The sequence below is a fragment of the Moraxella bovoculi 237 genome, assembly GCF_000696305.2.
Lineage (GTDB): Bacteria > Pseudomonadota > Gammaproteobacteria > Pseudomonadales > Moraxellaceae > Moraxella > Moraxella bovoculi.
This window is the reverse complement of record NZ_AOMT01000022.1, coordinates 62267-88123: the sequence shown is the minus strand read 5'-3', so window position 1 is coordinate 88123 and position 25857 is coordinate 62267. Positions and strand designations below refer to the sequence as shown.

Genomic DNA, 25857 nt, shown 5'->3' with positions numbered 1-25857 from the left:
AACACCGCCAAAGCTGGCATTGGTGTAGGCGTAAGCCCATCATATATGCAAACTTTGCCCATACTGGCAAATTTTCGCCCCTTTATGGTGTGGTTGATATTACAAAATAAGCCTATTGGCGAATATGTAAAGCGGTATCTTTGTAAACCGAGAGTGAGACCACACCACCCATTTTTAGGGCTTTTAACTCAAAATTACAAAGGAGCGTCAATCATGACAGCATTTCTTACTGGCATTCTAGCCAAAAATTCCCTTGCAAAATCGCACGAGTTCGGCAATAATACCGCCACTACTAAACGAAAAGCGGTAAAGCCAAACCGTCATTCATTGGCTATTTTTACGCCTACTGTTAGCAATAACAGCACCACAGGCGTAAATGCGTCATCACAAGATAAGCACGCCCCATCATGGGTAATCCGTGCTTTATCATCAGTTTTTGGCGGGTTGATAGGGGTAAATACAAAACCGAAAGGAAATAGCCCCAGCCGTCTTTTCGCGGTAGTTGAGACCTGCCACCCTATTTGTGGGGTGGTAAAACTAACTAAACGAAAAGGAACACCCACCATGAATAATACCGTTATTCATCACTCCCTAACCGTCCTAGCAGACGAATACCACCTTTACAACGCCCTACACGCTGACAATCCCTATGCAGGGCATGGCGACCGTGCAAACGCCATCTACAACGCCATGAATGAGCTGGTAAAGCTAATGAATGCACAAGATGGGGCAAATGTACCAGCTAAGCCAAAAACCATCACAGAACGCATTACAGCGTTATTTGGCACGCCTGCTGTCCGTGTTTTTGCCAAAGAAGGTGCAAGATGATTAAATTTATACTTGCTACACCAGCCAACGCCAACGCCGTGTATATTTGCCCACCATGCAACCAGCAAGAATGCCATCAAAGCACACCATACACCAACCCAGCCATCACATTTAGAGACATTCAGCCGTTTTTACCGCCTGCTTGTGTGTTTGGCAATGGCAAAGATAAGCACCTTGTTATTACTTGCCATCATTTTGACGAGCTGGGGCAAGCCATCAAGTACGCCCAAAGCATCGCAAGTAACGAAAGCGTCAGCGTCGCCATCAAAACCATCACAGAGCAATTTTAATCTAAGGGGAAAATATCATGAATGTAGTTATCAACACTGGCACAACCGCCAATCTCAACCAAACCACCAGCAACAACCACGCCAACCAATCGCATTATTCATTTGATGAGCGTGTGAGTGTATCAAGAAATGACATAGCGTGTTCAGCAGATGAATTTAATTTAGCATCTACAAATTTTTGTTTGTTATCTGAAGCGGTGGAGCTACTCAAAAAGCATAGAGATGACAAATCAGACTTTAACACCCTATGCGAGATAATCCAGCAGGCGTGCTACAACATGGCAAATAACGCTGAACACAACAAAAAAGACCTGCAAGAGCTGTTGGCAAGTGCTGACAGTCAGCAATCAGCCTAAGCCATGCAATACACCCAAAAAAAGCCGTTTATCTATTTTGGGTAAATGGCTTTTATTGTCTGCATTGTCGTCTGATGGCTGGATTATCAAGCTGGCGACCGAACCGCCAGCACCAGCCCAAATACTGATTAAGCAAATGATTAAAATTATCTCAATGGAAGTTATCATGACAAACGCCCACGATTTATTAAACCGCCCATTATTCACCGCAAACAGCTTTTTTAACAAGCGACCATTTGCCAATCATCACAGCACCACCATAAACGCCCATAACAAGCCAAAAACGCATAACATGGGCAACAACACCAGCCACCACCACAAAACGCCAAATAGACCCCATACAGGCGAAAATGGAGCGGCTGGCAAGACATACGCCCACACCAACCGTCAAGTAAGCCAAAACCACGCCATGCGATTTGATACGAATAATAAACCTGACCCAGTGAGTTTTTACGCACGCTATGGCATACACCTAAAAGGTAAGCAGACCAATATTAAATGCGTTTTTCACAGCGACAAAACGCCCAGCCTAAGCATTAACGCAGATACAGGGGCGTTTTATTGCTTTGGTTGTGGTGCGTCTGGCGGTGATGTGCTGGATTTTTACCAGCGGTATCATGGTGTGGATTTTTTGACCGCTTGCCACGAGCTGAATTTATCGCAGTATTAGGCAAATATGGCGAAAATAGAGCGGTTCACAGTAATTCGGAGTAATTCGGAGTAATACCACACCAAAAACCGCCCACATTTTCCCAAAGTTTGCCAATATTTGCCCATTTTTTTAAAACTATAGAGAAAAAACGACAAAACAGAGACTAGCAAATGAGCCAATTTAATCACACTGGCACAACGCCACCGCCAAAGTATCCAAGCTTTGACAATCAAAACCGCCATTTTATCCAGCTTTTGACAAATTTTCTAATCGGAGCTGACAAAGAGCTGGCACAAAACGGCTACACGCCTGCACACCTGACCGCCATTTACCATTATTGCGACAAAGACGGCAATTTATTGTATTTTAAGCCTAGATTTGACAAGGACGGCAAAAAATGGATTAAGCCGTGTTGGTATGATGGCAATCGCTGTTATCTAGGCGAACCGACCAAAGGCGAACACGCCCGTTATTCGCCCAAAGCCAAACCGCTGTATCTGTTACCAGATTTGGCGACCGCCCACCCCACTCAAGTGGTGTATTTTGTGGAAGGGGAAAAGTGTGCAAGTGCGTTAAACCGTTTGGGCTTTGTCGTAACCACCGCTGGAGCATCTAGCAGTACCAATACCACCGATTTAACGCCCCTTATTGGGCGTAGCGTGCGATTATGGCGTGATTATGACACGGCTGGCAAGAAATGGCTAGACGACATGGCGAACGCTTTAGATGGGCTTAAAATCGCTTTTGATGTGGTTGATGTGGATAGCATGGCACAAAGTACACCGCTTGCCCCATCAGACGACGCACACGACCACATAACACGGCTAGAAAATGCACAAGCTGGCACGCTAGACATTTACCAAAACATTCAAAATTTACCGCTTATCGCTGGCACGGCATACCTAAAAGCAATGCACGCCCCAAAATCGGTAAATAGTACCGCCCCTGCCAAAGATGGGGATAATGACAAATGGGGTAAGATGGTTGCGTTTGATGAAGTTAAAAACATAGAAACGCCATTCCCAGTAACCGCCTTTCCCCCATTACTTGCCAAAGTCGTTGAAAAAACCGCCTATTATCAGCAAGTCCCCTTGTCTATGGCTGGCTTTGGCGTATTGGGTGCGTTAAGTCATATTGGACAAGGATTTATTGACGCACCTTATATCAACAGCGACTACAACCCAGCTAGCCTATTTTTGGTGGTGCAGGGCGAAAGTGGGAGCGGTAAAACCCAAACCATCAAAATTACTCATAAAGCTATTTTGGACTTTGAGCGGAGCGAATACGAGACATACAAAGATGATAAGCGAATGTATGATAACGAATTATCCAGCAAAAGCAAAAAAGAAATCAAAGCCTTTCACGAACAAAACCACAAGCCAGCCGACCCACGCAGTATGTTTGGTAGTGGGAGCGTTCAAAAAGTCATGCAAGGCTTTACTGATGGCAATTATCAAAACGCCAGCTATACAGCAGACGAAGGGGCGAACCTGCTGGACGGTGCAAGCCTGAAAGCTGAAACAGCAGGTTCAAGCATTGGTGCGATTTGTGATATTTATAGTAAGGGTATCGCAGAGCGTATCACAATAAGCAATACAGGCAATCAAATAGCGTACGGCGTGCGTTTGACGCTGTTTTTGTGTGGGCAAGATGTAGCATTAAAGCCAGCACTAAATAATCCACGCCTAACCCAACAAGGGCTATTGCCACGCTGTTTATTTGCCTTTCCCCCTGACAACAGGGGTAACAGAATGCTAATTACTGATAACTTTGCCACTGATGAAACCCTGCAAGAATACTGGCAAATTTGCCATAACTTCTTATCATTGCCACCAGAACAAGGCAAACGCAAACAGCTGGCATGGCAAGCACAGGCATTGAAGCTGGCACAAAGCTACTGGCAAAAGGTGGAAAACAGCCAACAAAAAGGCGGTATCAATCACAATGCCAAAGCCTATGCCAGCCGTATGGTTGAGAATGCCAGCCGTATTGCGTCATTGTTCGCTTGGTTTAATGGTAAAAATGCCATTGGCATTGACGACATACAAGGTGCTATTGAGATTGTAGAGTATTCCGCCAGCGAACGCAGACGCTATGATGACATTGCCACCGACATTACAGACGCTGAAAAGCTGTTACAATGGCTGGTTAAAAAAGCCAAAGAGACAGGACAAGATAAGTTTTATTTGTCATATCTACAAACGAGCGTAACACCCCAGCATTTACGAATTAAACAAACACTAGAAACAGCATTGGAATTGTTAAGCGATAACAATTATATCTATCTGGACACCGAGACCACCAACCGCCGTCCAAAGCGTGTGATAGAGCTAAACCCAGCATTATTAAATCAATGTTAGTAAAACAGGCTTATCATACAAGCAATACAAACAACAAGGGTGAGCGTTCGCCCTTGTTACTTTTTTATCGGTGCTTTATTTGGATATAACAACCGCTAAAGCATAGAGTACGCAAACACCAGCCCCACCGCCCAGATATAGCCATCAACAAAGATAAGCACCAGCACCGAACGAACCGACCACCAGCACCGAACCGCCCCAGCATGGGCAAGCATACCAGCACCGACCAGCAGGCGTGAACCGTGCGACCGTGCCAGCCATTCCAGCCACTACCAGCCCTGCTAAGTTATTCATATATCTGCTAAGTTATTCAATTCTGATAATAAAACACCGCAAAGCCTTATAGATAAAGGGGTTGAATGTGTTTGGTGTAGTCGTGGTTATGCTGGTTTTTATGGTGTTTGGGGTAGAATTTATAATAACTTAGCAAAACTTAGCAAATGGGTGGAAAGTTTTTAACCCTTATGGCGTAAGGCTTACAAGGCTTTTTTTGAATAACTTAGCAAACTTAGCAGACTTTTAGGGGTGTGTTTTTAAATTCATCATTCAAAAGGTGTGGTTATGTTAATAATAAAAACAAGCACGCAAACACCAGCCCCACCGCCCAGATATAGCCATCAACAAAGATAAGCACCAGCACCGAACGAACCGACCACCAGCACCGAACCGCCCCAGCATGGGCAAGCATACCAGCACCGACCAGCAGGCGTGAACCGTGCGACCGTGCCATCTGGTATGTGATGGGGTAGATTTAAAGTAAAAAACCCTTGTCTTTAAAGACCGCCACCCTAATAATTTTTCCGTGTGGGCAAAATTCCATAGGGGGTATATCCACCACCAAAACCAGTCGGGGGGTGTGCAAAAAATGCCAAACACCACACCAGCGGACACCACGCCCCTACCCGTGCATAAAAAAAATTCTGTTTTGAAAAAAACTCCGAAAAGATGGAGAAAGTGGGGGCTGTAACAAAGTTACATAAAATTACATAAAACCACCCCTATTTTCGCCAACTTTCGCACGCCTGCATGATGTGGTTGAAAATGGGGTAAAATGGCAAAAATAGGGGGTTACTTTGAAAAAAACTGGTATATTTGCTGGTATAACTGAAATTTAATATAAAATAATTATTTAAATATCAATAACTTATGTGTTTTGTGTGATGCCCGCTAGGTGCGCCATTTTATAAATACAAGAAAAATCACCCGATGATGACATCGAGTGATTTTTTGTTTTTAGTTTTGGCGATAGTTTGGTGCTTCTTTAGTGATTTGAACATCATGCACGTGTGATTCTTTCATGCCAGCAGACGTTACTTTCACAAAGGTAGTATTCTTACGCATCTCTTCGATGGTGTGGCAGCCGGTGTAACCCATTGATGATTTTAGACCGCCCGCCAACTGGTTAATGATGCCAGTCACTGGGCCTTTATAAGGAACGCGACCCTCGATGCCCTCTGGCACTAACTTCTCAACACCATCTTTGGCATCTTGGAAATAGCGATCTGATGAGCCGTTCTGTCCGCTCATCGCGCCCAATGAACCCATGCCACGATATGCTTTGTAGTAACGCCCTTGGAACAGCTCAACGTCGCCCGGTGCCTCTTCTGTACCTGCCAGAAGGCTACCCACCATAATGCAAGAAGCACCTGCTGCGATAGCTTTTGCCATGTCGCCTGAGAAGCGAATGCCGCCGTCAGCGATTAGCGGAATGCGATCTTTAAGAGCGCTGGCAACGTTATCAATCGCGCTAATCTGTGGTACGCCAATGCCTGCAATGATACGGGTGGTACAGATAGAGCCTGGTCCGATACCCACTTTAACTGCGTTCGCACCCGCATCCATCAGGGCAAGTGCGGCATCGCCTGTGGCGATATTGCCACCGATTACTTGGATGTTTGGATAGTTTTTCTTGATCCATGCCACACGATCGATAACGCCTTTTGAGTGTCCATGAGCGGTATCTACGATGATCACGTCCACATTCGCACCAACCAATGCCTCAACTCGTGCTTCGGTATCTGCGCCCGTGCCCACTGCCGCACCCACACGCAGACGACCTTTATCATCTTTGCATGCATTTGGATTATTTTCTGCTTTGGTAAAGTCATTAACTGTAATTAGACCTTTTAGGCGAAAATCATCATCAATCACCACCACTTTCTCGATGCGGTGCTCGTGTAGTAGTGCTTTGATTTGTTCTTGTGGCGTACCTTCTTTGACAGTGACCAATTTGTCTTTTGGTGTCATCACATTCGCCACTGGCTGATCTAAATTAGTCTCAAAACGCAAATCACGATGCGTCACAATACCCACCACGCAATCTGTACCGCGCTCTACCACAGGCACGCCGCTGATTTTATGGTCTTTAGTAATGCGCAATAGCTCACCCACGGTCGCCTCAGGATGTACTGTGATAGGATCGGCCACTGTGCCCGCCTCGAACTTCTTGACGTGACGCACACGGCTGGCTTGATGCTCGATGTCCATGTTCTTGTGGATGATGCCCAGACCACCAAGCTGCGCCATGGCAATCGCCATCTTAGACTCAGTCACGGTATCCATTGCAGCGGAGATGATTGGTAAGTTTAGGTTGATGTCAGTAGTAAGTCGGGTGGTTAGTTTTGTTTCTTTTGGCAGGACTTCTGAATAGGCAGGCAGGAGTAGCACGTCATCAAAAGTTAAAGCGTCGTAGGCAATGCGTAGCATAGGTTATTTCCTTGGTGGTTGCCCTGCGATGAATCACGGAAAATGACCGCCATTCAATGAAAGCAGGTTATGAAATAACGCCGTATTGTATCAAAATTTCTAAGAAAAAAGCAAGTAATTTTTAGCTAATTTGTCAAACTTGCTAAAATTTGCTAGCAAAGGTAGGTAATTTTTGGCATAATAAATAAATTTTATTTGGCTATATAATGGCATTATAATGAGCATTTTTACAAACCGTACTTTTAATAAATTTGGCTTGGTTGGCGCCCTTGCCTGCTTAACTGTATTAAGCGCATGCGACAATAAGGCAAATAGCGACACAGCCACGCCGACCATCGCCTTAAGCACAGCCCTACCTTCTGATGATGCTGTGGTCAGCGCCCTTCAAAAGAACCTACAAGCGTCAGGCGTAAACCTCACCGTTAAATCCGCCATGCCGACCGACATGCCCAACATGTACTGGGTGATGTTCGATGAAGCGCCGCCGATGTTCGTTGATGCCAACGGCGAATACATCATTCAAGGTCAGATCGCCAAAGTCGGCGGCGAAAAACCAGTTGATATCACTACCGCCATGCAATCTACCATCGCCAAAGAGATGTTATCAGCGGTCGATAAGAATGAGATGATCATCTATCCTGCTGTTGGCGAGACCAAAGCTGCTGTGTATGCATTCACCGACCCAAGCTGTCATTATTGCCAAAAGCTGCACAGCGAGATCGATGACATCACAGCTCAGGGCGTTGAGGTTCGTTATTTGGCATGGCCTAGAACTGAGCGATTCGTTCCCGTAGCCGAGGCCATCTGGTGTAGTGCCGATCAAAAAGACGCCATCACTCGCGCCAAAAAGGGTCAAAACATCACTGCGCCCGCCTGTGATAACCCTGTGGCAAAACACATGGGGCTTGGTCATGCAATTGGTGTGAGTGGCACGCCTGCGATCTTTAGCGAATCCGGTTATCAAATCGGCGGTTATCTACCTGCTGATGAGCTCGCTAAGCTGGCGATCAAACATCGCTGATAGGTAGTGACTGCTTTTTAATACTTTCATAAAATTTTCACAAAATCACGTGAAAATTGTTGGTAAGTTTTATAAAGTTATGCTAAGTTAAGCAATCTTCTTTATCCTATATACAATCCATCAGCCGATAGACGCCAATTTTAATTAAGAAATGGATGATTCGATCGGCGCCGATTGTGATTATTATGAAACTTATAACATCAAACTTGACAACTTTTGAGAAACGATACCGTGAATAAGTCAATCAATCTTGCCGTATTAGGTCTGGGTACCGTTGGTACTGGGGTGGTTAGTCTTCTAAAAGATAACACCAATGAGCTGGCACGCCGCAGCGGACACATCATCAACATCACTCACGTCGGCACGCGCCGTCATCGTGATGACATTGACAGTAACATCAAACAAAGCGCTGATCTGCTTGCCATCGCAGAGGCTGATGATGTGGACATCGTCATTGAAGTCATTGGTGGCACTGATGTTGCCAAGGATGTCATAATGCACGCAATCCGCCACAAAAAACACGTCGTTACCGCCAACAAGGCGTTGCTTGCCAAGCACGGCAATGAAATCTTCGCCTTAGCCGAAGAATACGGCGTACAAGTACGCTATGAAGCGGCGGTCGCAGGCGGCATCCCCATCATCAAAATTATCCGTGAAGCATTGGCCGCTAACAAAATCGACTGGCTAGCTGGCATCATCAATGGCACTGGCAACTTCATCATGACCGAAATGCAAACCAAAAACCGCAAATTCGGTGATGTGTTGGCAGAAGCTCAAGCGCTAGGCTATGCTGAAGCTGATCCTACTTTTGACGTTGAAGGTATTGATGCTGCGCATAAATTATCACTGCTGGCATCGATCGCTTTTGGTATCCCGATTCAGTTTGATAAAGTATATTGCGAAGGCATCACCAAGGTCAGCCTACAAGACGTGGTGTACGCCAAAGAGCTTGGTTATAGCATCAAGCACCTAGGCTTCGCCATTCGCCGCGAAAATGGCTTTGAGCTACGTGTACACCCCACCCTTATCCCAGACAGCACCTTACTAGCTAACGTGAATGGCGTAAAAAATGCTGTGATGGTCGATGCTCATCCACTGGGTCAATCCCTGTATTATGGCGATGGTGCAGGTGCAGGTGCGACCGCATCAGCAGTCATGGCTGACGTGATGGATCTGATCTATGTCATCACCGCCGCCACGCCAAGCGACGTGCCCCACTTGGCATTCGTCCCCGAGGAGCTATCAGATACGCGCATCCTATCTAGCGACGAGATGACTTCTGGCTACTATCTGCGCCTAACGGTTAAAGACGAGCTTGGCGTGCTTGCTGACACCACACGCATCCTAAGTGACAATGGCATTAACATCGATGCAATCTTACAGCGTGATGCTCATAAATCAGGACTGGTGCCAATCATTATCCTGACCTTTCCAGTGCTTGAAAAGCAAATGAACGAAGCCATCAAGCAAATCGAACGGCTAAATGCCGTTACCGAGCCTGTGGTGCGCATCCGCCTAGAAAGCCTAGAAGAATAAATCAACTCAATAAAAAAAGAGCGTTATCAGCGCTCTTTTTTATTGTTCAAGCAATCATTAGATTCGGCGCCAGGTCGTACCTGCACGACTGTCTTCTAATTCCACGCCTTTGTCTTTTAGTTCATTACGAATGGCGTCCGCTCTGGCGAAGTCTTTATTTGCCTTGGCATCAGCACGCGCTTGGATTAATGCTTCAATCTCATCGGCACTTAGACCATCATCCGATAGGCTTGCTTGCAAGAACTCATTGGCAGATACCTCAAGCAGACCAAGCCCGCTTGCCAGCGTCTTAAGCAGTACGCCGTAGTTTCTGACAGCTTCATTATCGCCCGCATTGATGGCTTTATTTATCTCGCCTGCCACCGAGAATAGCGTACTGATCGCCTTAGGCGTATTAAAGTCATCATTCATCGCCTGCACGAATTCATCAGCATAAGCTTTGGCGAAGTCCGCTTGAACGATATCGGCATCAACGATAATCTCAACCACACTCTCGGCTGATTTTAGGGCGTGATATAGGCGGCTGATGGCAGTATGAGTCTCGGTAAGTGACGTATCAGAGAAATTGACCTGACTGCGATAATGACTGGATAAGATAAAGAATCGCACTGTCTCGCCGTGGAATTTGGCAAGCACGTCTTTGATGGTTGAGAAATTCCCCAAAGACTTACTCATCTTCTCGCCATCGACATTGATAAAACCAACATGTAGCCAATGATTGGCGTAGGTCTTGCCTGTGCAAGCTTCGGACTGGGCGATTTCATTCTCATGGTGGGGAAATTGTAAATCATGTCCACCGCCATGAATGTCAAAAGTCTCACCAAGGCAGCAGCCGCTCATCGCCGAGCATTCAATGTGCCAACCCGGGCGACCATCACCCCAAGGACTTTCCCACGCAGGTTCGCCCGCTTTGGCGCGCTTCCACAGCACAAAGTCAAAGGGATTGGCTTTATCATCTGCCACGTCCACGCGCCTACCCGCCTGCATCTCATCAAGATTTCGCTTGGACAGCTTGCCATAATCCTTAAAACTATCAACCGCATAATACACATCGCCGCCCTTAGTATAGGCATGATTCTTGTCCATCAAAGTACTGATGATATTCTGCATCTCATTGATGTGCTCAGTCGCCTTAGGCTCAATGTTCGGACGCAGACAGCCCAAGGCATCTGCATCCTCATGCATGGCTTTGATGAATCGCTCGGTGAGCTGATTTATGCTCTCGCCATTTTCATTGGCGCGGTAGATGATCTTATCATCAATGTCGGTGATGTTGCGCACATAACTCACATCAAAGCCAAGCGACATCAAGTGTCGATAAATCACGTCAAACGCCACCATCACGCGCGCATGACCGATATGACAATAATCATACACCGTCATGCCGCACACATACATGCCGACCTTACCTGCTTCTAGCGGAACAAAGGTTTGCTTATCGGCGGTCATGGTGTTGTAGAGTTTTAGATTGTCTTGATGGTTGGCAAAAATACTCATGGCAAATCCGAATTGTCAATTTAAACGCATTATCATACCGAAAATTTACCCAAAATGCCATAATTTCCCCCACAAAACCACACCAAAATCAGAAAAACACAACAAATTTAATCTTAGAATTCATACAGTTCAATAAAAATACCAAACGCAGAATAGATTAAGCCGCCATCATAGCAGCCACAAAAAAACACCCTTAATATTAAGGGTGTTTTTGATTCAACAATCCAAGGATTAGTTAAATAGGTGATCAATCGCTGAACGCTCTTCTTCTAGCTCTTTAAGCGTGATGTTGATACGCTCTTGGCTGAATTCGTCGATCTCAAGACCTTGAACGATTTCGTATTCACCATTTTCGGTCGTTACAGGGAAGCCGAACATTACGCCTTCTGGGATACCGTATGAACCATCAGATGGGATACCCATGGTTACCCACTCACCGTTTGAGCCTAGAGCCCAGTCACGCATGTGGTCGATGGCTGCGTTCGCTGCTGACGCTGCTGATGACAGGCCGCGCGCTTCGATGATCGCTGCGCCACGCTTACCGACGGTAGGTAGGAAAGTGTTAGCATTCCACTCTTGGTCGTTGATCATGTCTTTTACAGATTCGCCATTGACTGTCGCAAAACGATAGTCTGCGTACATGGTTGGGCTGTGGTTACCCCATACAGTCAGGTTTTTGATGTCTTTAACTGCAGTGCCAGTTTTCTTAGCTACTTGAGTTAGCGCACGGTTGTGGTCTAGGCGAAGCATTGCGGTGAAGTTCTTAGCAGGTAGATCTGGCGCTGACTTCATGGCGATGTATGCGTTGGTGTTTGCAGGGTTGCCTACCACCAATACTTTAACGTCACGGCTAGCTACGTCGTTTAGTGCTTTGCCTTGAACGGTGAAGATTTTTGCGTTTTCTTGAAGTAGGTCAGCACGCTCCATGCCAGGACCACGAGGACGCGCACCTACCAATAGGGCATAGTCTGCATCTTTGAATGCCACGTTTGGATCGTCAGTACCAATCACGTCTTGAAGTAGTGGAAATGCGCAGTCATCTAGCTCCATGATAACGCCTTGTAGAGCTTGTTGTGCTTTTTCGTTCGGGATTTCTAGTAGTTGTAGAATGACAGGTTGATCCTTGCCAAGCATCTCGCCTGAAGCAATACGGAACAGTAGGCTATAACCGATTTGACCAGCGGCACCAGTTACCGCAACACGGACAGGTTGTTTGCTCATGATATTATCCTTATACAGAAGTAAAATTTTGGTAATTTTGCAACTTCAAAACCATTTCAAAAATCACAAAATCATCTTAGTGTAGCACTTTTTGATGGCATTGACAAAGTTTTTTGCCATAAAATTAACGCGCTTATTTAGGTGCTGTTCTTGATGTCGCTCATCATTGACCATAAGATTATTACATCAATCAAAGCAGCGACTCAATCGGCAGCCACGACATGAGCCACACGGCAAAGCGCTTGTGCCACTTGGTATCAGGATCTTGATAATGAACAGTGTGAGTACCATCATCATCTTGGCTATGCCAAGCAAGCTTATCCTGCTCAAGCTTTAGCTGATATGCCATGTCAGTCAAGCGCGCACGAATTTGACGCTCCGCGACGGCTGCCATCTCTGGTGTATCAAAAATAATCCCCATCTCAGTGTTGTGTATCGCAGAACGCGGATCGAGATTGTACGAGCCGACGAATAAATAACGCTCATCGACAATAAAAGTCTTAGCATGAAGACTCGAACCACTGCCACCTCTATAGCTACCGCCCAAGCCTTGGTTTTTCTTTTGGATGAGTGGCGCGGCTTCGGTTTTAAGTTCGTACAGACCGACGTTGCCATTTAATAACGGCTTTCGGTATTTGGCGTAGCCACTATGCACGGCAGCGACATCGTTGGCAGCGAGCGAATTGGTAAGAATCTTAACATCGGTATCTCTGGCGATGTTATTAAACAGCACCACGCCGCCATCAGTCGGCACAAAATAAGGCGAAACAATAGTCAAGGTGCTATTAGCCTTTTGAAAATAAGGCGTAATCTGAGACGTAACAGTATCCTCCCAGTCCTCATCCGCACGCATGGGATTATCACTAATCAATCTGGCATCTGTCCAATAAAATTCAATTGTATGATGAATCAGTTTGCTGGTATAATCCGACTGTCTAAGCTTATCGATGTACTGCTTGGTAGCTTGCGTATTGATCGGCTTGGCGCTGATGGCGGCAGGCTTGGTGTCATCTGGAATGATCGCATTGGCAGGATAAGCACGCTCACTCGCCCAATAACCATCAAAATCCTCATTCAGCGCTGGCATCACCTTACCAACCACCGCCACATCCATGTCAGCGAACATCATGCCATCGCCTGCACCAAAATATTCATCACCGACATTGCGCCCACCCACGATCGAGATTGTGCTATCAGCGGTGAATGATTTGTTATGCATGCGCTGATTAAGCCGATCAAAATCATTCAAAAACCCAATCCAGCGGAAACGACGATGCATAAATGGGTTAAATAACCTCACCTCGATATTAGGATGATTATCCAGCGCCTTAAGCACGCCATCCATGCCCGCCATGCTATTATCATCAAGCAGTATTCGAACGCGCACCCCACGATCGGCTGCCGCGAATATCCGCTGAGTGAGCAGCGCGCCCGAGATGTCATTCTTCCAGATATAGTAACGAATATCGAGCGAATGCTTTGCCGTCTCCACCAAGGACAATCGCGCCACAAAAGAATCAAGACCATTAGCAAAAGGATAAACACCCGTCTTATCAGGATGCTGACTTGTCTCTTGCATGATGTGATGGACAAGCAAGCTTGATTCATCCATGGGCAGCGTCGTGGATGGCGTGCGTGCATCATTCTGTGGAAGCGGTCGATAGCTTATTATGGCAGCCATGACCAGCAATGCCAATAGCAATACAATCGCCGCCACCATGTATTTTATAATTTTCATAAACCCCAGCAATATCTTAAAACACACCCATCATAAAACATTCATCCAATAAAAACCACATAAAATAATGACCCAGGTGGATAAATAAAAACACTGCTTATGATAAACGGTGTTTTACTATCGATGCTGATTCGCCTAGTATCTGGGCGATACCGTACCCATGCGCTGACTGATGGGTATTGGGTTGCCAAGTAGCGTACTATAAATCGTTGCATTTTCCATGACATGCTTGACATAATCACGAGTTTCAAAATAAGGAATCGCCTCAACATATTGATCCGCACTGATCGCACCATGCGATGGCAACCATTTTCTTGCCGCACCCAACCCAGCATTATAACCTGCGGTGGCCACCGTAATCTGCCCACCAGACTTATTTGCCAAATCATTGAGATACCAGGTACCATAGCGAATATTCGTCTCTGGGCGATTCATGTTGCCTGATGGCTCACCCATGCTGCGAGCAATTTGATTGGCAGTGCTTGGCATGATTTGCATCAAGCCACCTGCACCCACTCCTGAGCGTGCCGTCGGTTGAAAACGACTTTCTTGACGCATGATGCCGTATGCCCACGCAGGGTCGATGCCGACATTGCGACTGTATGACATGACGCTATTCTGATAAGGCATCGGGTGAGACAGCGCGGCAGCTCTTAGGTTTGGCATGTTGTCGATGGCGTAGATGCTACGATGATACAGTCCTAGATCATGCGCGCGCTTGGCAGCAGCCAATGCCAGCGTGTTATCGTTGGCATCGCGGGCTTTTTTGACCGCCCAGTTCCACTCACGCCCTGAATGCTCAGGGCTGACATTATTGCTCATCATAACGAATGCGCGCGCAAAGTGTGGATCCCTCATCACGCGTGCGCTGTCTTGGGCGCTGATGTTCGGCAGTGCATTACCGCCAATCTCAGATAGGCTTAGCTGCTGACCCAATCTGTCTTTTGCCAGCAGTCCATAATAATCCACGCCTGTGGCTAGGCTTTGGTAGATTTTACGGGCGTCGTTTTGTTTGCCGGTTTGTTCATAGCCGCGCGCCAGCCAGTATTGCCAAATGCGTTCACCTTGATGGATGGCACTCATCTGAGTGATGGCTGACACCACGTCCTGCCATTGTCCAAAATAAATCGCCGCCTGCGCATAGTCTTCAGCTTCTTCTAGGTTGAATGGCTCGCCCATGCTGTTTCTAAACCAAGTCACCGCATCCATGCTAAAGCCGTCATCAGTATTCATGTTCATGCGCTTAACAGCGATACTACGGTAAGCATAACGGCGCGCCATGTCAGACAGCAGCTTGGTTGAGCGGTTGTTGTCTTGGCTGATGTCATAGCTTAGCTGCATGATCGCTTCATTGTATGAGCGATGCGCCAGCTGACTGATGGCATAGATGTACAGATACTGATTCACATCGCTGTAGCCTTGGCTGCTAAATTGCCCAAAAAAACCGTTTGGATTATTGGCAACCCCGCGCAACGTCTCAAAGGAAATCGGCAGACCCAATCGTGATGACAAATCTAGAATCTCGCTCACTTTGTCCAGTGGTGCTCGACGACTTGACAGCTGTCTACGATCGATGCGCATCATTCGGATCAGCTGCTCATGCTGGTCAGTGCGCGTGATGCGTGGGTTCGCTGCCATCTCGTGGGCAAGCTTATCGCACAGTGATTGCTTAATGTTGGTGTTTAGCCAGACGTTAGGTTTTTGTTCTAATGCGCGATAAGACTCACTACTTTGGTTAAAGCCCAATGCAATCGCACAAGCCTCCGACGCATCAGCATTCTCCACATTGGCTGCGACCGCGCGCACTGACGCATAATCACTCTCACGCGCCTTGACCTCGGCATAGTCAGCGACCAGTTTTTCACTCATCACCTGACCGGGGTGCTTGGTGACAAAGTTATTCACCGTCTGCGGATCTTGAGCAGATAGGTTATAGTTGAGTCGCCAGTATTCAGGGTAGGCAGCAAACAGTGATCCTTGCATGCTTTGCTCGTATTGGCGCATCGCGTTGGGGCTTGATTTTTGGCGTTCAGCATCGATAAACTGATAAATACTTCCATCACCAGCATTGCCCTGTGCACACGCCACCTGCATTAAGATCGCTCCGCACAGCGCCGATAACAACCCCAGTTTTTGACCATTTTTGCTAAATTTTGGCATAACACCCTTCTTCAATCTGCTTTAAGTCTTAAAATCAATCCATCTCGCCAAACTCAACACCTTGAACATCGCAAAACAGACAAATGCAACATAGCCTAACAAATTCATCTAACAACCTTGTATAAAAGTTGTAAATTCCCTGCTTTTAGCTAAATCTTGGGCGTTTTTTGACAAAAAATTCGCTCAATGCACCAACCCATGTTATAATGATGAGTTTTTTGAAATTCCTTTTGTCAGCAATCCCTTGGAGAAAACCATGACCGTTGCTACCTTCAATCCCAAAGCACATCAAAAACCTACCCAAACCATAGAACACCAAGAGTTGTCAGTCATGGCAAATTCTGGCGACATCAAGTCAAGCGATGCACCAAAAAAAGTCTACATCGTCACGCAAGGCTGCCAGATGAACGAATACGACTCCAAAAAAATGGGTGATGTGCTTGGCGACAGTCATGGCATGCTAGTTACCAACGACATCAATGAAGCAGATGTGCTCATCATGAACACTTGCTCCATTCGCGAAAAAGCCCAAGAAAAAGTCTTCTCCGAACTGGGTCGCTGGCGCAAACTAAAACTTAAAAATCCCGACCTCATCATCGGCGTGGGCGGCTGCGTGGCATCCCAAGAAGGCGACAACATCCAAAAGCGCGCGCCTTTTGTGGACATGGTATTTGGTCCGCAGACCCTACACCGCTTGCCAGAACTTTATAATAAATCCACCAAACAAGTCGATGAAGTGCCACGCAATCGCATCGGTGTCGTGGATGTTTCGTTCCCAAGCATCGAAAAATTCGACTTCCTACCAGAACCACGTGTCGAAGGCTATAAGGCATTCGTCTCCATCATGGAAGGCTGCTCAAAATACTGCTCATTCTGCGTCGTTCCTTATACGCGTGGCGAAGAGCTGTCTCGCCCGTTAGATGACGTACTTGCCGAGATTGACAGCCTTGCCGAACAAGGCGTCCGCGAAATCAACCTTCTGGGTCAAAACGTGAACGGCTACCGCGGCGAGAAAGACGACGGCAGCATCTGCCGCTTCAGCGAGCTGTTGCACTACGTCTCGCACATTGACGGCATTGAGCGCATTCGCTACACCACCAGCCACCCGCTTGAATTCACCGATGATATCATCGATGCCTATAAGACATTGCCAAAGCTCGTCTCACACTTGCATTTGCCTGTCCAAAGCGGCTCGAACAACGTGCTGGCAGCGATGAAGCGCAACCACACCATTGATGTTTACATCAATCAAATCAGCAAATTAAAAGCGATCCGTCCCGACCTACACCTATCCTCCGACTTTATTATCGGCTTTCCAGGTGAGACGGATGCAGATTTTAATGACACGCTGCAGCTTGCCAAAGATTTGGATTTTGATCATTCTTATAGCTTTATTTACTCAAAGCGCCCTGGCACGCCTGCATCAGATCTGCCTGATGATGTCAGCCTAGACACCAAAAAAGCACGACTGGCCGCCTTCCAAGAAGTCATCAAAGACTCCACCTTTGCCAAGACGTACGCCATGGTCGGTCAGACTGTACGCGTACTGGTCGAAGAGCACGCCAACCGCCGCGAAGGCTACCTTCATGGCACGGCAGACAACACCCGCTCTGTGATCTTCAAAGGCAGTGATGAGCTGCTGGGCAAACTTGTCAATATCCACGTGACACGCGCCATCAGCATGCATCTAGTGGAAGGTGAATTGGTTGAGATTTTGGATTAATCTGTCCAAAATCTCGCCTACAAAAGCCGTACATTCTAGCAAGATTTTAGCCTTATAAAATTTTTTAACTGTGTTACAATCAATCTATCGATAAGCAAAAAGCCTGTCGAGATCACACAGCCAACAAGGAGAAAATCATGCTAGGTGACATCGAATACAACATCAACGAACTATTCAAACAATTAGGACTAGAATGCTCTGACGAAGCAGTGGATACCTTCATCAAGGCCAATCAGCTACCTGAAGAAGTAAAACTGGTGGAAGCACCATTTTGGACAGAGCAGCAGCGCGCTTTCTTAAAAGAAGAGTATAAGCTTGATGCGGTTTGGACAGGTCCAATTGATGAGCTAAATTCACGCCTGCACTCGGACAATATGCAAAACTAATGCAAAGTACAATATGAAGCGCAATGAAAGCACCCAATGGAGGTGCTTTTATTTTGGCATGATAGATTAATCAGACAATCTGAGCGCGCCAAGCCAATAAATCCGCAACATCTTTAGTGATGCCTGCTTTTAGCTCATCAAGATTGGCATACTTTTTTTCGCCGTGCAGATAGGTTAAGAACACCACTTTTAAGGTCATGCCATACAGATCAGCATTAAAATCAGGCAAGTGCACCTCAAGACGATAATCTGAGCCATTGACACTTGGGCGTGTGCCGACATTGACCGTACCGAATAGACTACCCGCTTGTATGCCTAATACACCACCGCCAAGCGCGGACAAATCAATCACTTTGCCTTCTTTATAAGCAAAAACATCCGCACCATAGATGCCATTGACGGCAGGCTTAAGGCGGCTCAAACTAACATTCGCGGTGGCAAAATCAAGCGTTCGACCAATTTTATTACCATGAACCACCTCGCCTGTGATCGCATAATCTCGCCCAAGCAATGTCTTAGCCAGCGCAAGATTCTGCTCAGACAATGCCTCTCTGACCGCTGTCGAGCTGATGCGAACATCATCGTTCGATACCGTTGATAGATGATCAACGCTAAGCCCTGACCGAATCAAAAAATCCGTATCACCCATGCGATCATGACCAAAGCGAAAATCATCGCCAAGCACCAGATGCTGGGTGTTCAACTTACGCAAAAGCTCAGCAAAGGCATCTGCTGACAGCTGACGTAACTCATCATCAAATCGCGCCACGATCAGATAATCAACACCTAAGCCTGTCATGATTTGTGCTTTCTCAGGCAGGCTGGTTAAGCGCGGTGGTGGATCATCAGGGCAAAAGAACTCTCGAGGCTGCGGCTCGAACACCATCACCGCAGATGCCAGACCCTTTTGTTGTGCGTCTTTGATAAGTGCGCCAAGCATTGCCTGATGTCCTTGATGCACGCCATCGTAGTTGCCGATGGTAAGCGCCAAGGGTGGCAGGTTAGCAGGATGGGCGATATTTAGATCAATGACTTTCATAAAATGAGCGATACGCTGACAAAATGGCTATTTTAGCACATTTTGTCATGCTGATAACGGTCTTTGGCTTATTGTTTTTTCGCCATTGCATCGATGAACAGCGCCCCATCCTTCTGTGCGGCAACTTCTTGGGCGGTTTTTGCATTAACATCAAGCCCCTTGATGATGGGCAGGCTCATGACATCAATGCGTTTTTTGGTGGATAAACTGACAGGCACCATACGCGCGAACTCGAACAGGTGCAGCCACATCTCCTCGCCCACCTCAATCTCTTCTTCGTCATCTAGGCGAATGGCGGCGATCTGCGATAGATCTTTGATCACTTCGCGCTCTTCGGCGGTCAGGCTAACACCCGTCACACCGATGCCTGTAATATAGCCACCCGCCCAATCTTTTAGGGCAAGCACGCGTTCATACAGGTCATGCTCATCATCTGGCACCAGCGGCTCATAAGCATAGGCGTCATCTTTGTCTTTAAGGGCGAAGCTGACATCCTCGCCATACTCAGTTAATAGCTCCAATGCCTTTTGATTTGGCAATGCAAAGCTAAGTTCTTCTAGCAGTCGAGTCCAGCCCTCTTCATCGGTCGCATGACATGCTGTCATGACACCCGTCATGATGCCGTGCAGCTCACTGATCGACACATCAGACCAATCAGCAAACGCTGCCGACCAATCATCCCAACCTGACAAAAAATCACTCATAGCCATCTCCGATAAAATAACCCTATTTATGCCATCATTTTCAAAAAACACAAGGGCTGGGCGATGATTTTGGACATATTTCACGCAAATTCGCTCAATTAAAAGAAAAATTTGACAGCTGTGTACACTGGCGTGATAATATGGGAGAAATATTTTTAAATTGCTCCGATGACTTACAAGGACACACCATGATCAGACAGCTTCAAGCGCTTGAACAAACCATTTTAGAGATGAAAAAGCAGTACAACGTCACCGCAACCGAGCTTGCCAACCTAAAGCATAAGCTTGCCAATGACACCAGCCCTGCCATCATCAGCGATTTGCAGCTTCGCCTTGAGAAAACCACCCAAGAGCTACACTCACAGACAGATCGGGCCAATTCTCTTGAGCAGTCTCGCAATGCCCTACAGGCTCAGATTGAAGAATTGGTTGAACAAAATCAATCTCTTAACACGCACAACCGAGAACTTAAAGACAAAAATGCACTTGCCATCTCGCGCGCCGAAATAATCCAAGAATGGCTAACTCGCATCGACAACCAACACTAAAATAACAGCAGATAAAAGGACATCGCCATGACAGACCAAATCCAAGACACAAACCCAAGCGAGCTAATCGTAAAAGACCAACCTGAATTTAAGCCTGTTCACATCAGCATCGCAGGCACGCCGCATCGCATCATCTGCCCTGTCAATGAAGTAAAGTCTCTTGAAGCGGCCGCTGAGAAGTTGAATGAAAAAATTCGCGACATCCGCCGTGAGATCAAAGGCAAAGCCCCTAATAACGAAGAGCTTCTAGTGCTCGTCTGTCTAGATCTATACGACCAAGTACAAACCTTAGCTCAAGACGCTCATAACCGCAGACACGAGAATAGTCAAGCGACCGCCCTGATCGATAAGATCAATAAAGACGCACAGTCGATTTTAAGATAATCTCCTAACACACCCAAGCAGTCGCCAAGCTCCGACAAGATTCATCACCTGAACGAATCTTGTTGAGATTTGGCGATTTTTTTTGATTATCAATAAAATCATTTGCGTAAGATGTATTGACAAATTATTTCAATTTAGTTAAATTGCGACTTTAACTTGCGCCCTGTACGCATCTTATGCTGTGCCGAGACGCATTTGGCGACGGCTTTATTTTTAGAGATTTTTAAAGGAAATCACCATGGCAATGACATTAAAAACTTTGGCATTAGCAATGACGCTTGGTCTATCTGCTGCGCTGCTAGCTGCATGTGGCGGCGATAAAGCCGAAACGAAAGCAGGTGATGCTGCTGCGGTCACAGCTGCTGATAAGCTAGAAACCAAATTCGTAACCGTTGGTACAGGCGGTGCATCTGGCCCTTATAACATCATTGGTACGGCGATGACCGAACAATATGCCAAAGCCTTTGGCGTGAATGCCAAAACCCAGACCACAGGCGCTTCAGTTGAGAACCTAAACCTACTGGCTCAAAAGAAACTAGAGATGGCATTCGTCATGAGCGACGCGCTAAGCGATGCCATTAATGGTCAAAATAGCTTCACTACCAAGATCGATGGCGTCTCTCAAATTGCCAGCCTATATCCTAACTACGTGCAAATCGTAGCATCAGGCGCATCAGGCATCACATCCATCGAAGATCTAAAAGGCAAGCGTGTGGCAGTTGGCGCTCAAGGCTCTGGCGTTGAAGTGGCAACTCGCGCCCTACTTGAAGGCTTTGGCATCACTTATAAAGACATCAAAGTCGATTATCTGGGCTATGCAGAAGCTGCCGACAGCCTAAAATCAGGCAAACTGGATGCAGCATTCCTAACCAGTGGTCTGCCAAACTCATCACTCATGGAGCTAGAACAAGGCTTCGATTTACAGATCGTCAGCGTTCCTGCCGACAAACTGGCACAAATCGCTCAAACCAAGACTTTCTTTATCCCGATGGACATCCCAGCAGGCACTTATGGCAACGAAGCTGACATACCGACCGCAGCCATCTTGAACGCTCTGGTGGTGCGCTCTGACATGAGCGATGACGACGTGTACAAGCTAACCAAATCATTCTTTGAAAACCTTGAGACACTAAAAAGCGCTCACCAAGCTGCTAACGACATCAGCGTTGAGAACGCCCAAAACGGTCTTATTGCACCGCTACATCCAGGTGCTAAACGCTACTATGATGAAGTCGCTAAATAATCATTAATCGATTATGGCAACTCATTACATTAAAGCAGCTGTCGTGATGGCAGCTGCTTTAATGGCGATTGGCATAACACTGCCAATCAAGCCAACCATTGTGATTCATGCACAGCCCATTCATTGCCAACTGCCTGATACCTTTAGTCTAAAATGGCGACACTCGGTCGAAAAACAGTATTGGCAAGAAGTATATCAACTACATTATCCTGATCTTATTGTAACCAAAACCTATCTACAGACCTTTGGTGCAGGTACGCCCAATCTTGGTGAACCGACACGCGCACCTGATGGCTATCTAGGACAGCTCGTTAATCTACCCATGGATGAACTTAATTGGCTTGTATCGCATAACATGCAAGGCGAGATTGTCATGGGCGATGCTGTAGAAGCACACTCCGCCATCATGCCAATTCATCAGATGGTAGAGGATCGCAGCGTGGTGAACATTCGCCCTAAGAAGCTAACCGCTTGGCAATATATCACCCTACCACAGTGCAAGGCCATGTCGAATGGTACGAATGGTTAATTGGATACTGAATTGATGGGAAAGCATTTATCACGCCAAGTTTATGGCATTGTAAGTCAGTCACTGGATTTTATTTATGAGTAACAACACGCCATCGCCTGAGGCGAATGTACAAGAAATTCTAGAAAAATACGATCGCGAATCGGTCACGCGTAATGGTCTTAGCAAGACCACCAATTACATCATTGCCGCCATCGCCATCGCTTATTCTATTTTTCACCTTTATATCACTTTTAACCCCCTGCCTGAGCTGATTCAGCGCTCTGTTCACGTTGCTGTGGGCGTGGGTCTGATTTTTCTTATCTATCCTGCCACCAAAAAATCAGTGCGTAATAAAGTCACGCTTATCGATTGGGCGTGGCTCATCGCATCATTTTCAACGGCAGGTTATTTGATTTGGCAATATCAAGACATCGTCACCGTGCGCGGCGGCATACCGAATCAGCTTGACATTATATTTTCAGCCATCACGGTGCTTGTCGTATTAGAGAGCGCAAGACGCATCACCGGCTGGATTCTGCCGGTATTTGCACTGATATTCTTGGCATATCCATTTGTCAGCCACATGGACTTTATGCCCAATCGACTGCTGACCAGACCGTATGATCTGGGTGATATTTTTGGGCAATTATACCTAAAAACCGAAGGTCTGTACTCGACCGCCATCGGCGCCTCTGTGACTTTTATTTTTCTGTTTATCTTGTTCGGTGCTTTCTTAGCACGTTCTGGCATGGGGCAGCTGTTTAATGACTTGGCACTTGCTTTGGCGGGTCATAAGCAAGGCGGTCCTGCCAAAGTCGCGGTCATCTCAAGTGGCTTCATGGGCTCAATCAATGGCGCTGCGGTTGCTAACGTTGTCGGTACAGGTGCATTCACCATTCCGCTGATGAAGCGCGTGGGCTACAGCAAGGACTTTGCTGGCGCGGTTGAGGCCAGCGCCTCTGTCGGCGGGCAGATCCTACCGCCAATCATGGGCGCGGCTGCCTTCATCATGGCAGAGACCACAGGTGTCAAATATAGCACCATCGCCTTGGCGGCGGTACTACCTGCACTGCTTTATTATCTAGGTGTCATCGCTCAGGTGCATTTTCGAGCAGGTAAAAACAACCTGCGCGGCGTCCCAAAAGCTGACTTACCACGCGCCAAAGAAGTGCTAAAAGCTCGCGGTCACATGCTACTGCCTATCGCCTTTTTGGTGTATTTACTGGCGAACAATGTGCCTGTTGGCTATGCTGCTGCCTACACGATCGGCGCAACGGTTGTCATCAGCTGGTTTCGCCCTGAGACGCGCATGGGGTTCTCCGACATCGTGGCGGCACTCGTAGATGGCGCGAAACAATCCCTGTCTGTCATGGCGGCCTGTGCGGTGGTCGGCATCGTTATTGGTGTGGTTAACCTAACCAGCTTTGGCACGGTGATGACATCATCGATCGTAACTCTGGGCGCAGGTTCGCTATTTTTGACATTGCTATTGACCATGCTTGCCTCAATGGTGCTTGGCATGGGTCTACCGTCAATTCCTGCCTATATCATCACTGCAACGATGGCGGCACCAGCTTTGGCAAGCTTTGATGTGCCTGTGTTAGTGGCTCACATGTTTGTGTTCTACTTTGGCATCTTTGCTAACATCACTCCGCCTGTCGCTCTGGCAGCCTTTGCAGGTGCGGGCATCTCGGGTGGCGACCCGATGAAGACAGGTTGGCAGTCATTGAAACTTGCGCTAGCAGGCTTCATCGTGCCATTCATGTTCGTGTATAACCCCAACATGATGATGATCGATGTGGCAGACGCAGCAGTTACTGCCAAAGAATTTGCAATGCCTGCATGGCACGTCATTGCCACTGTGGCCGCGACCTCGATCGTTGGTGTATTGGCGTTATCAGCCGCTGTTGAAGGCTATTTTAAGACCAATATGCCATCATGGCAGCGCATTGTGCTGGCTGCAGGTGCATTCTGCCTAATCATTCCTGAGACCATGACTGACCTTATTGGTGTCGTCGTGGTTGTGCTGATTATCGGCCTGAATATCAAAATGTCAAAGCGCGCAATCGCTTAACCAGCATAAAAACAAAAAGCCAAACTAAGAAGTTTGGCCTTTTGTTTAGTATCATCACAACATCCCACTAAACTGATGCTGATCGCCTGCGTGCCACAGCTGCGCAACTGTAGCGACCTGCCCACGCGAGTGCGTCTTACGACCTAGTAACAGCACCGCATCATGTGACTGGATCTGTAGAGCAGCCGCTACCTGATCATCAGCATTGACAGCACTTATGGTATAGCTGCCATATTCCAGCGGCAAATTAGCAATCAGAAATTCACTCGTGTTCACCTGACTAAAATCCTGCTCAATGAACTCAGGCAAAAGCTCAGCATTCACCCAGCGCTCCTCATACTGCACAGGCGTATCATCCGCTAAGTGTAGAACCTTTACCTCGAAGATTGCCGGCTGATCGCCCTCCAAGCCATCGGAGATAAGTGCAAATTCATTTAATAATGCCGATCTTAGGTGGGATTCTATGTCAGCATGGCAGATGATGGATTTAGAAAGGACTTTGGCGGTATAACGTTTGCCCTGCTGCTCAATGTCATGAGCGATGTTACGGATATTGACATAGGCTCGGTTGAATTTTTGCTGCGCGACGAACGTCCCTGAACCTTGGCGACGCTCAAGCACTCGCTCATCAGTCAGCTCCTTTAAGGCGCGATTCACCGTCATGCGCGCCACACCAAACTCCTTCGTCAGCACCATCTCTGTTGGGATGGCTGAGCCGACAACCCACTCCCCTGCGTGGATTCTGGTCAGAATGTCCTGTTTGATGCGAAGATAAGCGGGTGTTTTGGCGGTCATGATTATCTACTGCTTAAAATATACATCATACTAAAAGCCTTTGGGTTATTCAATGAATTTAGCGCAAGTTTGAGAACTTAGGTCA

Annotated in this window: 24 protein-coding genes; 14 read left to right on the top strand and 10 right to left on the bottom strand. The window is 47.0% G+C overall.

What is annotated here, in order from left to right:
• Positions 1-213 precede the first annotated feature (213 nt).
• The 5 genes from MBO_RS10060 to MBO_RS05030 all read left to right on the top strand — a co-directional run bounded on the left by MBO_RS10060 (position 214) and on the right by MBO_RS05030 (position 4486).
• Entirely contained in the window at positions 214-828 is a 615-nt protein-coding gene (locus MBO_RS10060) for a hypothetical protein (protein ID WP_227712673.1), read from the top strand.
• Positions 825-1118 (top strand): hypothetical protein, encoded by a 294-nt coding sequence (locus MBO_RS05045; RefSeq protein WP_036364602.1) that lies wholly within the window; start codon positions 825-827, stop codon positions 1116-1118. Before MBO_RS10060 ends, MBO_RS05045 begins: the two co-directional genes overlap by 4 nt.
• Positions 1119-1135: 17 nt before the next feature.
• Positions 1136-1474: a hypothetical protein gene (locus tag MBO_RS05040; RefSeq protein ID WP_036364600.1), complete on the top strand. Its 339-nt coding sequence runs from the start codon at positions 1136-1138 to the stop codon at positions 1472-1474.
• A 166-nt stretch (positions 1475-1640) separates the two neighbouring features.
• Complete coding sequence (locus tag MBO_RS09930; RefSeq protein ID WP_197971991.1) at positions 1641-2144, top strand: CHC2 zinc finger domain-containing protein; 504 nt, start codon at positions 1641-1643, stop codon at positions 2142-2144.
• Between the two features lie 152 nt (positions 2145-2296).
• Entirely contained in the window at positions 2297-4486 is a 2190-nt protein-coding gene (locus MBO_RS05030; protein ID WP_036364598.1) for a DUF3987 domain-containing protein, read from the top strand.
• A 144-nt stretch (positions 4487-4630) separates the two neighbouring features.
• Here the strand turns inward: MBO_RS05030 and MBO_RS05025 are convergent, their stop codons facing one another.
• The 3 genes from MBO_RS05025 to guaB form a co-directional block, all read right to left on the bottom strand.
• A complete protein-coding gene (locus tag MBO_RS05025; RefSeq protein ID WP_160169667.1) occupies positions 4631-4780 on the bottom strand; it encodes a hypothetical protein in 150 nt (49 codons plus the stop codon).
• A gap of 265 nt (positions 4781-5045) precedes the next feature.
• Positions 5046-5216 (bottom strand): hypothetical protein, encoded by a 171-nt coding sequence (locus MBO_RS05020; RefSeq protein WP_160169666.1) that lies wholly within the window; start codon positions 5214-5216, stop codon positions 5046-5048.
• Between the two features lie 503 nt (positions 5217-5719).
• The gene (gene guaB, locus MBO_RS05015; protein WP_036364595.1) at positions 5720-7192 is read right to left on the bottom strand and encodes an IMP dehydrogenase; all 1473 of its coding nucleotides are present in this window, start codon (positions 7190-7192) and stop codon (positions 5720-5722) included.
• A 217-nt stretch (positions 7193-7409) separates the two neighbouring features.
• On the opposite strand from guaB, the gene MBO_RS05010 reads away from it, so the two are divergent.
• Positions 7410-8213, top strand: a complete 804-nt coding sequence (locus MBO_RS05010; RefSeq protein WP_152545104.1) for a thioredoxin fold domain-containing protein — start codon at positions 7410-7412, stop codon at positions 8211-8213.
• A 231-nt stretch (positions 8214-8444) separates the two neighbouring features.
• Complete coding sequence (locus tag MBO_RS05005) at positions 8445-9749, top strand: homoserine dehydrogenase (protein ID WP_036364589.1); 1305 nt, start codon at positions 8445-8447, stop codon at positions 9747-9749.
• 57 nt (positions 9750-9806) lie between these two features.
• On the opposite strand, the gene cysS is transcribed toward MBO_RS05005, so the two are convergent.
• The 4 genes from cysS to MBO_RS04985 all read right to left on the bottom strand — a co-directional run bounded on the left by cysS (position 9807) and on the right by MBO_RS04985 (position 16365).
• Positions 9807-11246, bottom strand: coding sequence for a cysteine--tRNA ligase (gene cysS / locus MBO_RS05000; protein WP_036364587.1), 1440 nt, complete (start codon positions 11244-11246; stop codon positions 9807-9809).
• Between the two features lie 231 nt (positions 11247-11477).
• Positions 11478-12467, bottom strand: coding sequence for a malate dehydrogenase (locus MBO_RS04995; RefSeq protein WP_036364585.1), 990 nt, complete (start codon positions 12465-12467; stop codon positions 11478-11480).
• A 190-nt stretch (positions 12468-12657) separates the two neighbouring features.
• Positions 12658-14205: a phospholipase D family protein gene (locus tag MBO_RS04990; protein ID WP_036364583.1), complete on the bottom strand. Its 1548-nt coding sequence runs from the start codon at positions 14203-14205 to the stop codon at positions 12658-12660.
• 135 nt (positions 14206-14340) lie between these two features.
• Positions 14341-16365, bottom strand: coding sequence for a lytic transglycosylase domain-containing protein (locus tag MBO_RS04985; protein WP_036364580.1), 2025 nt, complete (start codon positions 16363-16365; stop codon positions 14341-14343).
• Positions 16366-16621: 256 nt separating this feature from the next.
• Here MBO_RS04985 and miaB point away from each other — a divergent pair, with 256 nt between their 5' ends.
• Both miaB and MBO_RS04975 read left to right on the top strand, forming a co-directional pair.
• Complete coding sequence (miaB, locus tag MBO_RS04980; protein WP_036364577.1) at positions 16622-18088, top strand: tRNA (N6-isopentenyl adenosine(37)-C2)-methylthiotransferase MiaB; 1467 nt, start codon at positions 16622-16624, stop codon at positions 18086-18088.
• A gap of 137 nt (positions 18089-18225) precedes the next feature.
• Positions 18226-18474: a DUF2789 family protein gene (locus MBO_RS04975; protein WP_036364574.1), complete on the top strand. Its 249-nt coding sequence runs from the start codon at positions 18226-18228 to the stop codon at positions 18472-18474.
• A 70-nt stretch (positions 18475-18544) separates the two neighbouring features.
• On the opposite strand, the gene ribF is transcribed toward MBO_RS04975, so the two are convergent.
• Both ribF and MBO_RS04965 read right to left on the bottom strand, forming a co-directional pair.
• The gene (ribF, locus tag MBO_RS04970) at positions 18545-19513 is read right to left on the bottom strand and encodes a bifunctional riboflavin kinase/FAD synthetase (protein ID WP_036364571.1); all 969 of its coding nucleotides are present in this window, start codon (positions 19511-19513) and stop codon (positions 18545-18547) included.
• A 68-nt stretch (positions 19514-19581) separates the two neighbouring features.
• Positions 19582-20217 (bottom strand): UPF0149 family protein, encoded by a 636-nt coding sequence (locus MBO_RS04965; RefSeq protein WP_036364568.1) that lies wholly within the window; start codon positions 20215-20217, stop codon positions 19582-19584.
• Between the two features lie 188 nt (positions 20218-20405).
• Here MBO_RS04965 and MBO_RS04960 point away from each other — a divergent pair, with 188 nt between their 5' ends.
• From MBO_RS04960 to MBO_RS04940, 5 genes are all read left to right on the top strand, one after another.
• Complete coding sequence (locus MBO_RS04960) at positions 20406-20765, top strand: hypothetical protein (RefSeq protein WP_036364564.1); 360 nt, start codon at positions 20406-20408, stop codon at positions 20763-20765.
• A gap of 27 nt (positions 20766-20792) precedes the next feature.
• Complete coding sequence (locus MBO_RS04955; RefSeq protein ID WP_036364561.1) at positions 20793-21149, top strand: cell division protein ZapA; 357 nt, start codon at positions 20793-20795, stop codon at positions 21147-21149.
• Between the two features lie 238 nt (positions 21150-21387).
• A complete protein-coding gene (locus MBO_RS04950; RefSeq protein WP_227712672.1) occupies positions 21388-22392 on the top strand; it encodes a TAXI family TRAP transporter solute-binding subunit in 1005 nt (334 codons plus the stop codon).
• A 13-nt stretch (positions 22393-22405) separates the two neighbouring features.
• Entirely contained in the window at positions 22406-22921 is a 516-nt protein-coding gene (locus MBO_RS04945; protein ID WP_052585314.1) for a DUF1850 domain-containing protein, read from the top strand.
• A gap of 76 nt (positions 22922-22997) precedes the next feature.
• Complete coding sequence (locus MBO_RS04940) at positions 22998-24977, top strand: TRAP transporter permease (protein WP_036364558.1); 1980 nt, start codon at positions 22998-23000, stop codon at positions 24975-24977.
• A gap of 54 nt (positions 24978-25031) precedes the next feature.
• Here MBO_RS04940 and MBO_RS04935 read toward each other — a convergent pair whose 3' ends face one another.
• Positions 25032-25772 carry a UTRA domain-containing protein gene (locus MBO_RS04935; RefSeq protein WP_036364555.1) on the bottom strand — a complete coding sequence of 247 codons (741 nt, stop codon included), beginning with the start codon at positions 25770-25772 and terminating at the stop codon, positions 25032-25034.
• Positions 25773-25857 lie beyond the last annotated feature (85 nt).

Excerpts from the sequence above, each read along its gene's own strand:
- MBO_RS10060 (WP_227712673.1), top strand. The coding sequence starts at position 214 with ATGACAGCATTTCTTACTGGCATTCTAGCCAAAAATTCCCTTGCAAAA.
- MBO_RS05045 (WP_036364602.1), top strand. The coding sequence starts at position 825 with ATGATTAAATTTATACTTGCTACACCAGCCAACGCCAACGCCGTGTAT.
- MBO_RS05040 (WP_036364600.1), top strand. The coding sequence starts at position 1,136 with ATGAATGTAGTTATCAACACTGGCACAACCGCCAATCTCAACCAAACC.
- MBO_RS09930 (WP_197971991.1), top strand. The coding sequence starts at position 1,641 with ATGACAAACGCCCACGATTTATTAAACCGCCCATTATTCACCGCAAAC.
- MBO_RS05030 (WP_036364598.1), top strand. The coding sequence starts at position 2,297 with ATGAGCCAATTTAATCACACTGGCACAACGCCACCGCCAAAGTATCCA.
- MBO_RS05025 (WP_160169667.1), bottom strand. The coding sequence starts at position 4,780 with ATGAATAACTTAGCAGGGCTGGTAGTGGCTGGAATGGCTGGCACGGTC.
- MBO_RS05020 (WP_160169666.1), bottom strand. The coding sequence starts at position 5,216 with ATGGCACGGTCGCACGGTTCACGCCTGCTGGTCGGTGCTGGTATGCTT.
- guaB (WP_036364595.1), bottom strand. The coding sequence starts at position 7,192 with ATGCTACGCATTGCCTACGACGCTTTAACTTTTGATGACGTGCTACTC.
- MBO_RS05010 (WP_152545104.1), top strand. The coding sequence starts at position 7,410 with ATGAGCATTTTTACAAACCGTACTTTTAATAAATTTGGCTTGGTTGGC.
- cysS (WP_036364587.1), bottom strand. The coding sequence starts at position 11,246 with ATGAGTATTTTTGCCAACCATCAAGACAATCTAAAACTCTACAACACC.
- MBO_RS04995 (WP_036364585.1), bottom strand. The coding sequence starts at position 12,467 with ATGAGCAAACAACCTGTCCGTGTTGCGGTAACTGGTGCCGCTGGTCAA.
- MBO_RS04990 (WP_036364583.1), bottom strand. The coding sequence starts at position 14,205 with ATGAAAATTATAAAATACATGGTGGCGGCGATTGTATTGCTATTGGCA.
- MBO_RS04985 (WP_036364580.1), bottom strand. The coding sequence starts at position 16,365 with ATGCCAAAATTTAGCAAAAATGGTCAAAAACTGGGGTTGTTATCGGCG.
- miaB (WP_036364577.1), top strand. The coding sequence starts at position 16,622 with ATGACCGTTGCTACCTTCAATCCCAAAGCACATCAAAAACCTACCCAA.
- MBO_RS04975 (WP_036364574.1), top strand. The coding sequence starts at position 18,226 with ATGCTAGGTGACATCGAATACAACATCAACGAACTATTCAAACAATTA.
- ribF (WP_036364571.1), bottom strand. The coding sequence starts at position 19,513 with ATGAAAGTCATTGATCTAAATATCGCCCATCCTGCTAACCTGCCACCC.
- MBO_RS04965 (WP_036364568.1), bottom strand. The coding sequence starts at position 20,217 with ATGAGTGATTTTTTGTCAGGTTGGGATGATTGGTCGGCAGCGTTTGCT.
- MBO_RS04960 (WP_036364564.1), top strand. The coding sequence starts at position 20,406 with ATGATCAGACAGCTTCAAGCGCTTGAACAAACCATTTTAGAGATGAAA.
- MBO_RS04955 (WP_036364561.1), top strand. The coding sequence starts at position 20,793 with ATGACAGACCAAATCCAAGACACAAACCCAAGCGAGCTAATCGTAAAA.
- MBO_RS04950 (WP_227712672.1), top strand. The coding sequence starts at position 21,388 with ATGGCAATGACATTAAAAACTTTGGCATTAGCAATGACGCTTGGTCTA.
- MBO_RS04945 (WP_052585314.1), top strand. The coding sequence starts at position 22,406 with ATGGCAACTCATTACATTAAAGCAGCTGTCGTGATGGCAGCTGCTTTA.
- MBO_RS04940 (WP_036364558.1), top strand. The coding sequence starts at position 22,998 with ATGAGTAACAACACGCCATCGCCTGAGGCGAATGTACAAGAAATTCTA.
- MBO_RS04935 (WP_036364555.1), bottom strand. The coding sequence starts at position 25,772 with ATGACCGCCAAAACACCCGCTTATCTTCGCATCAAACAGGACATTCTG.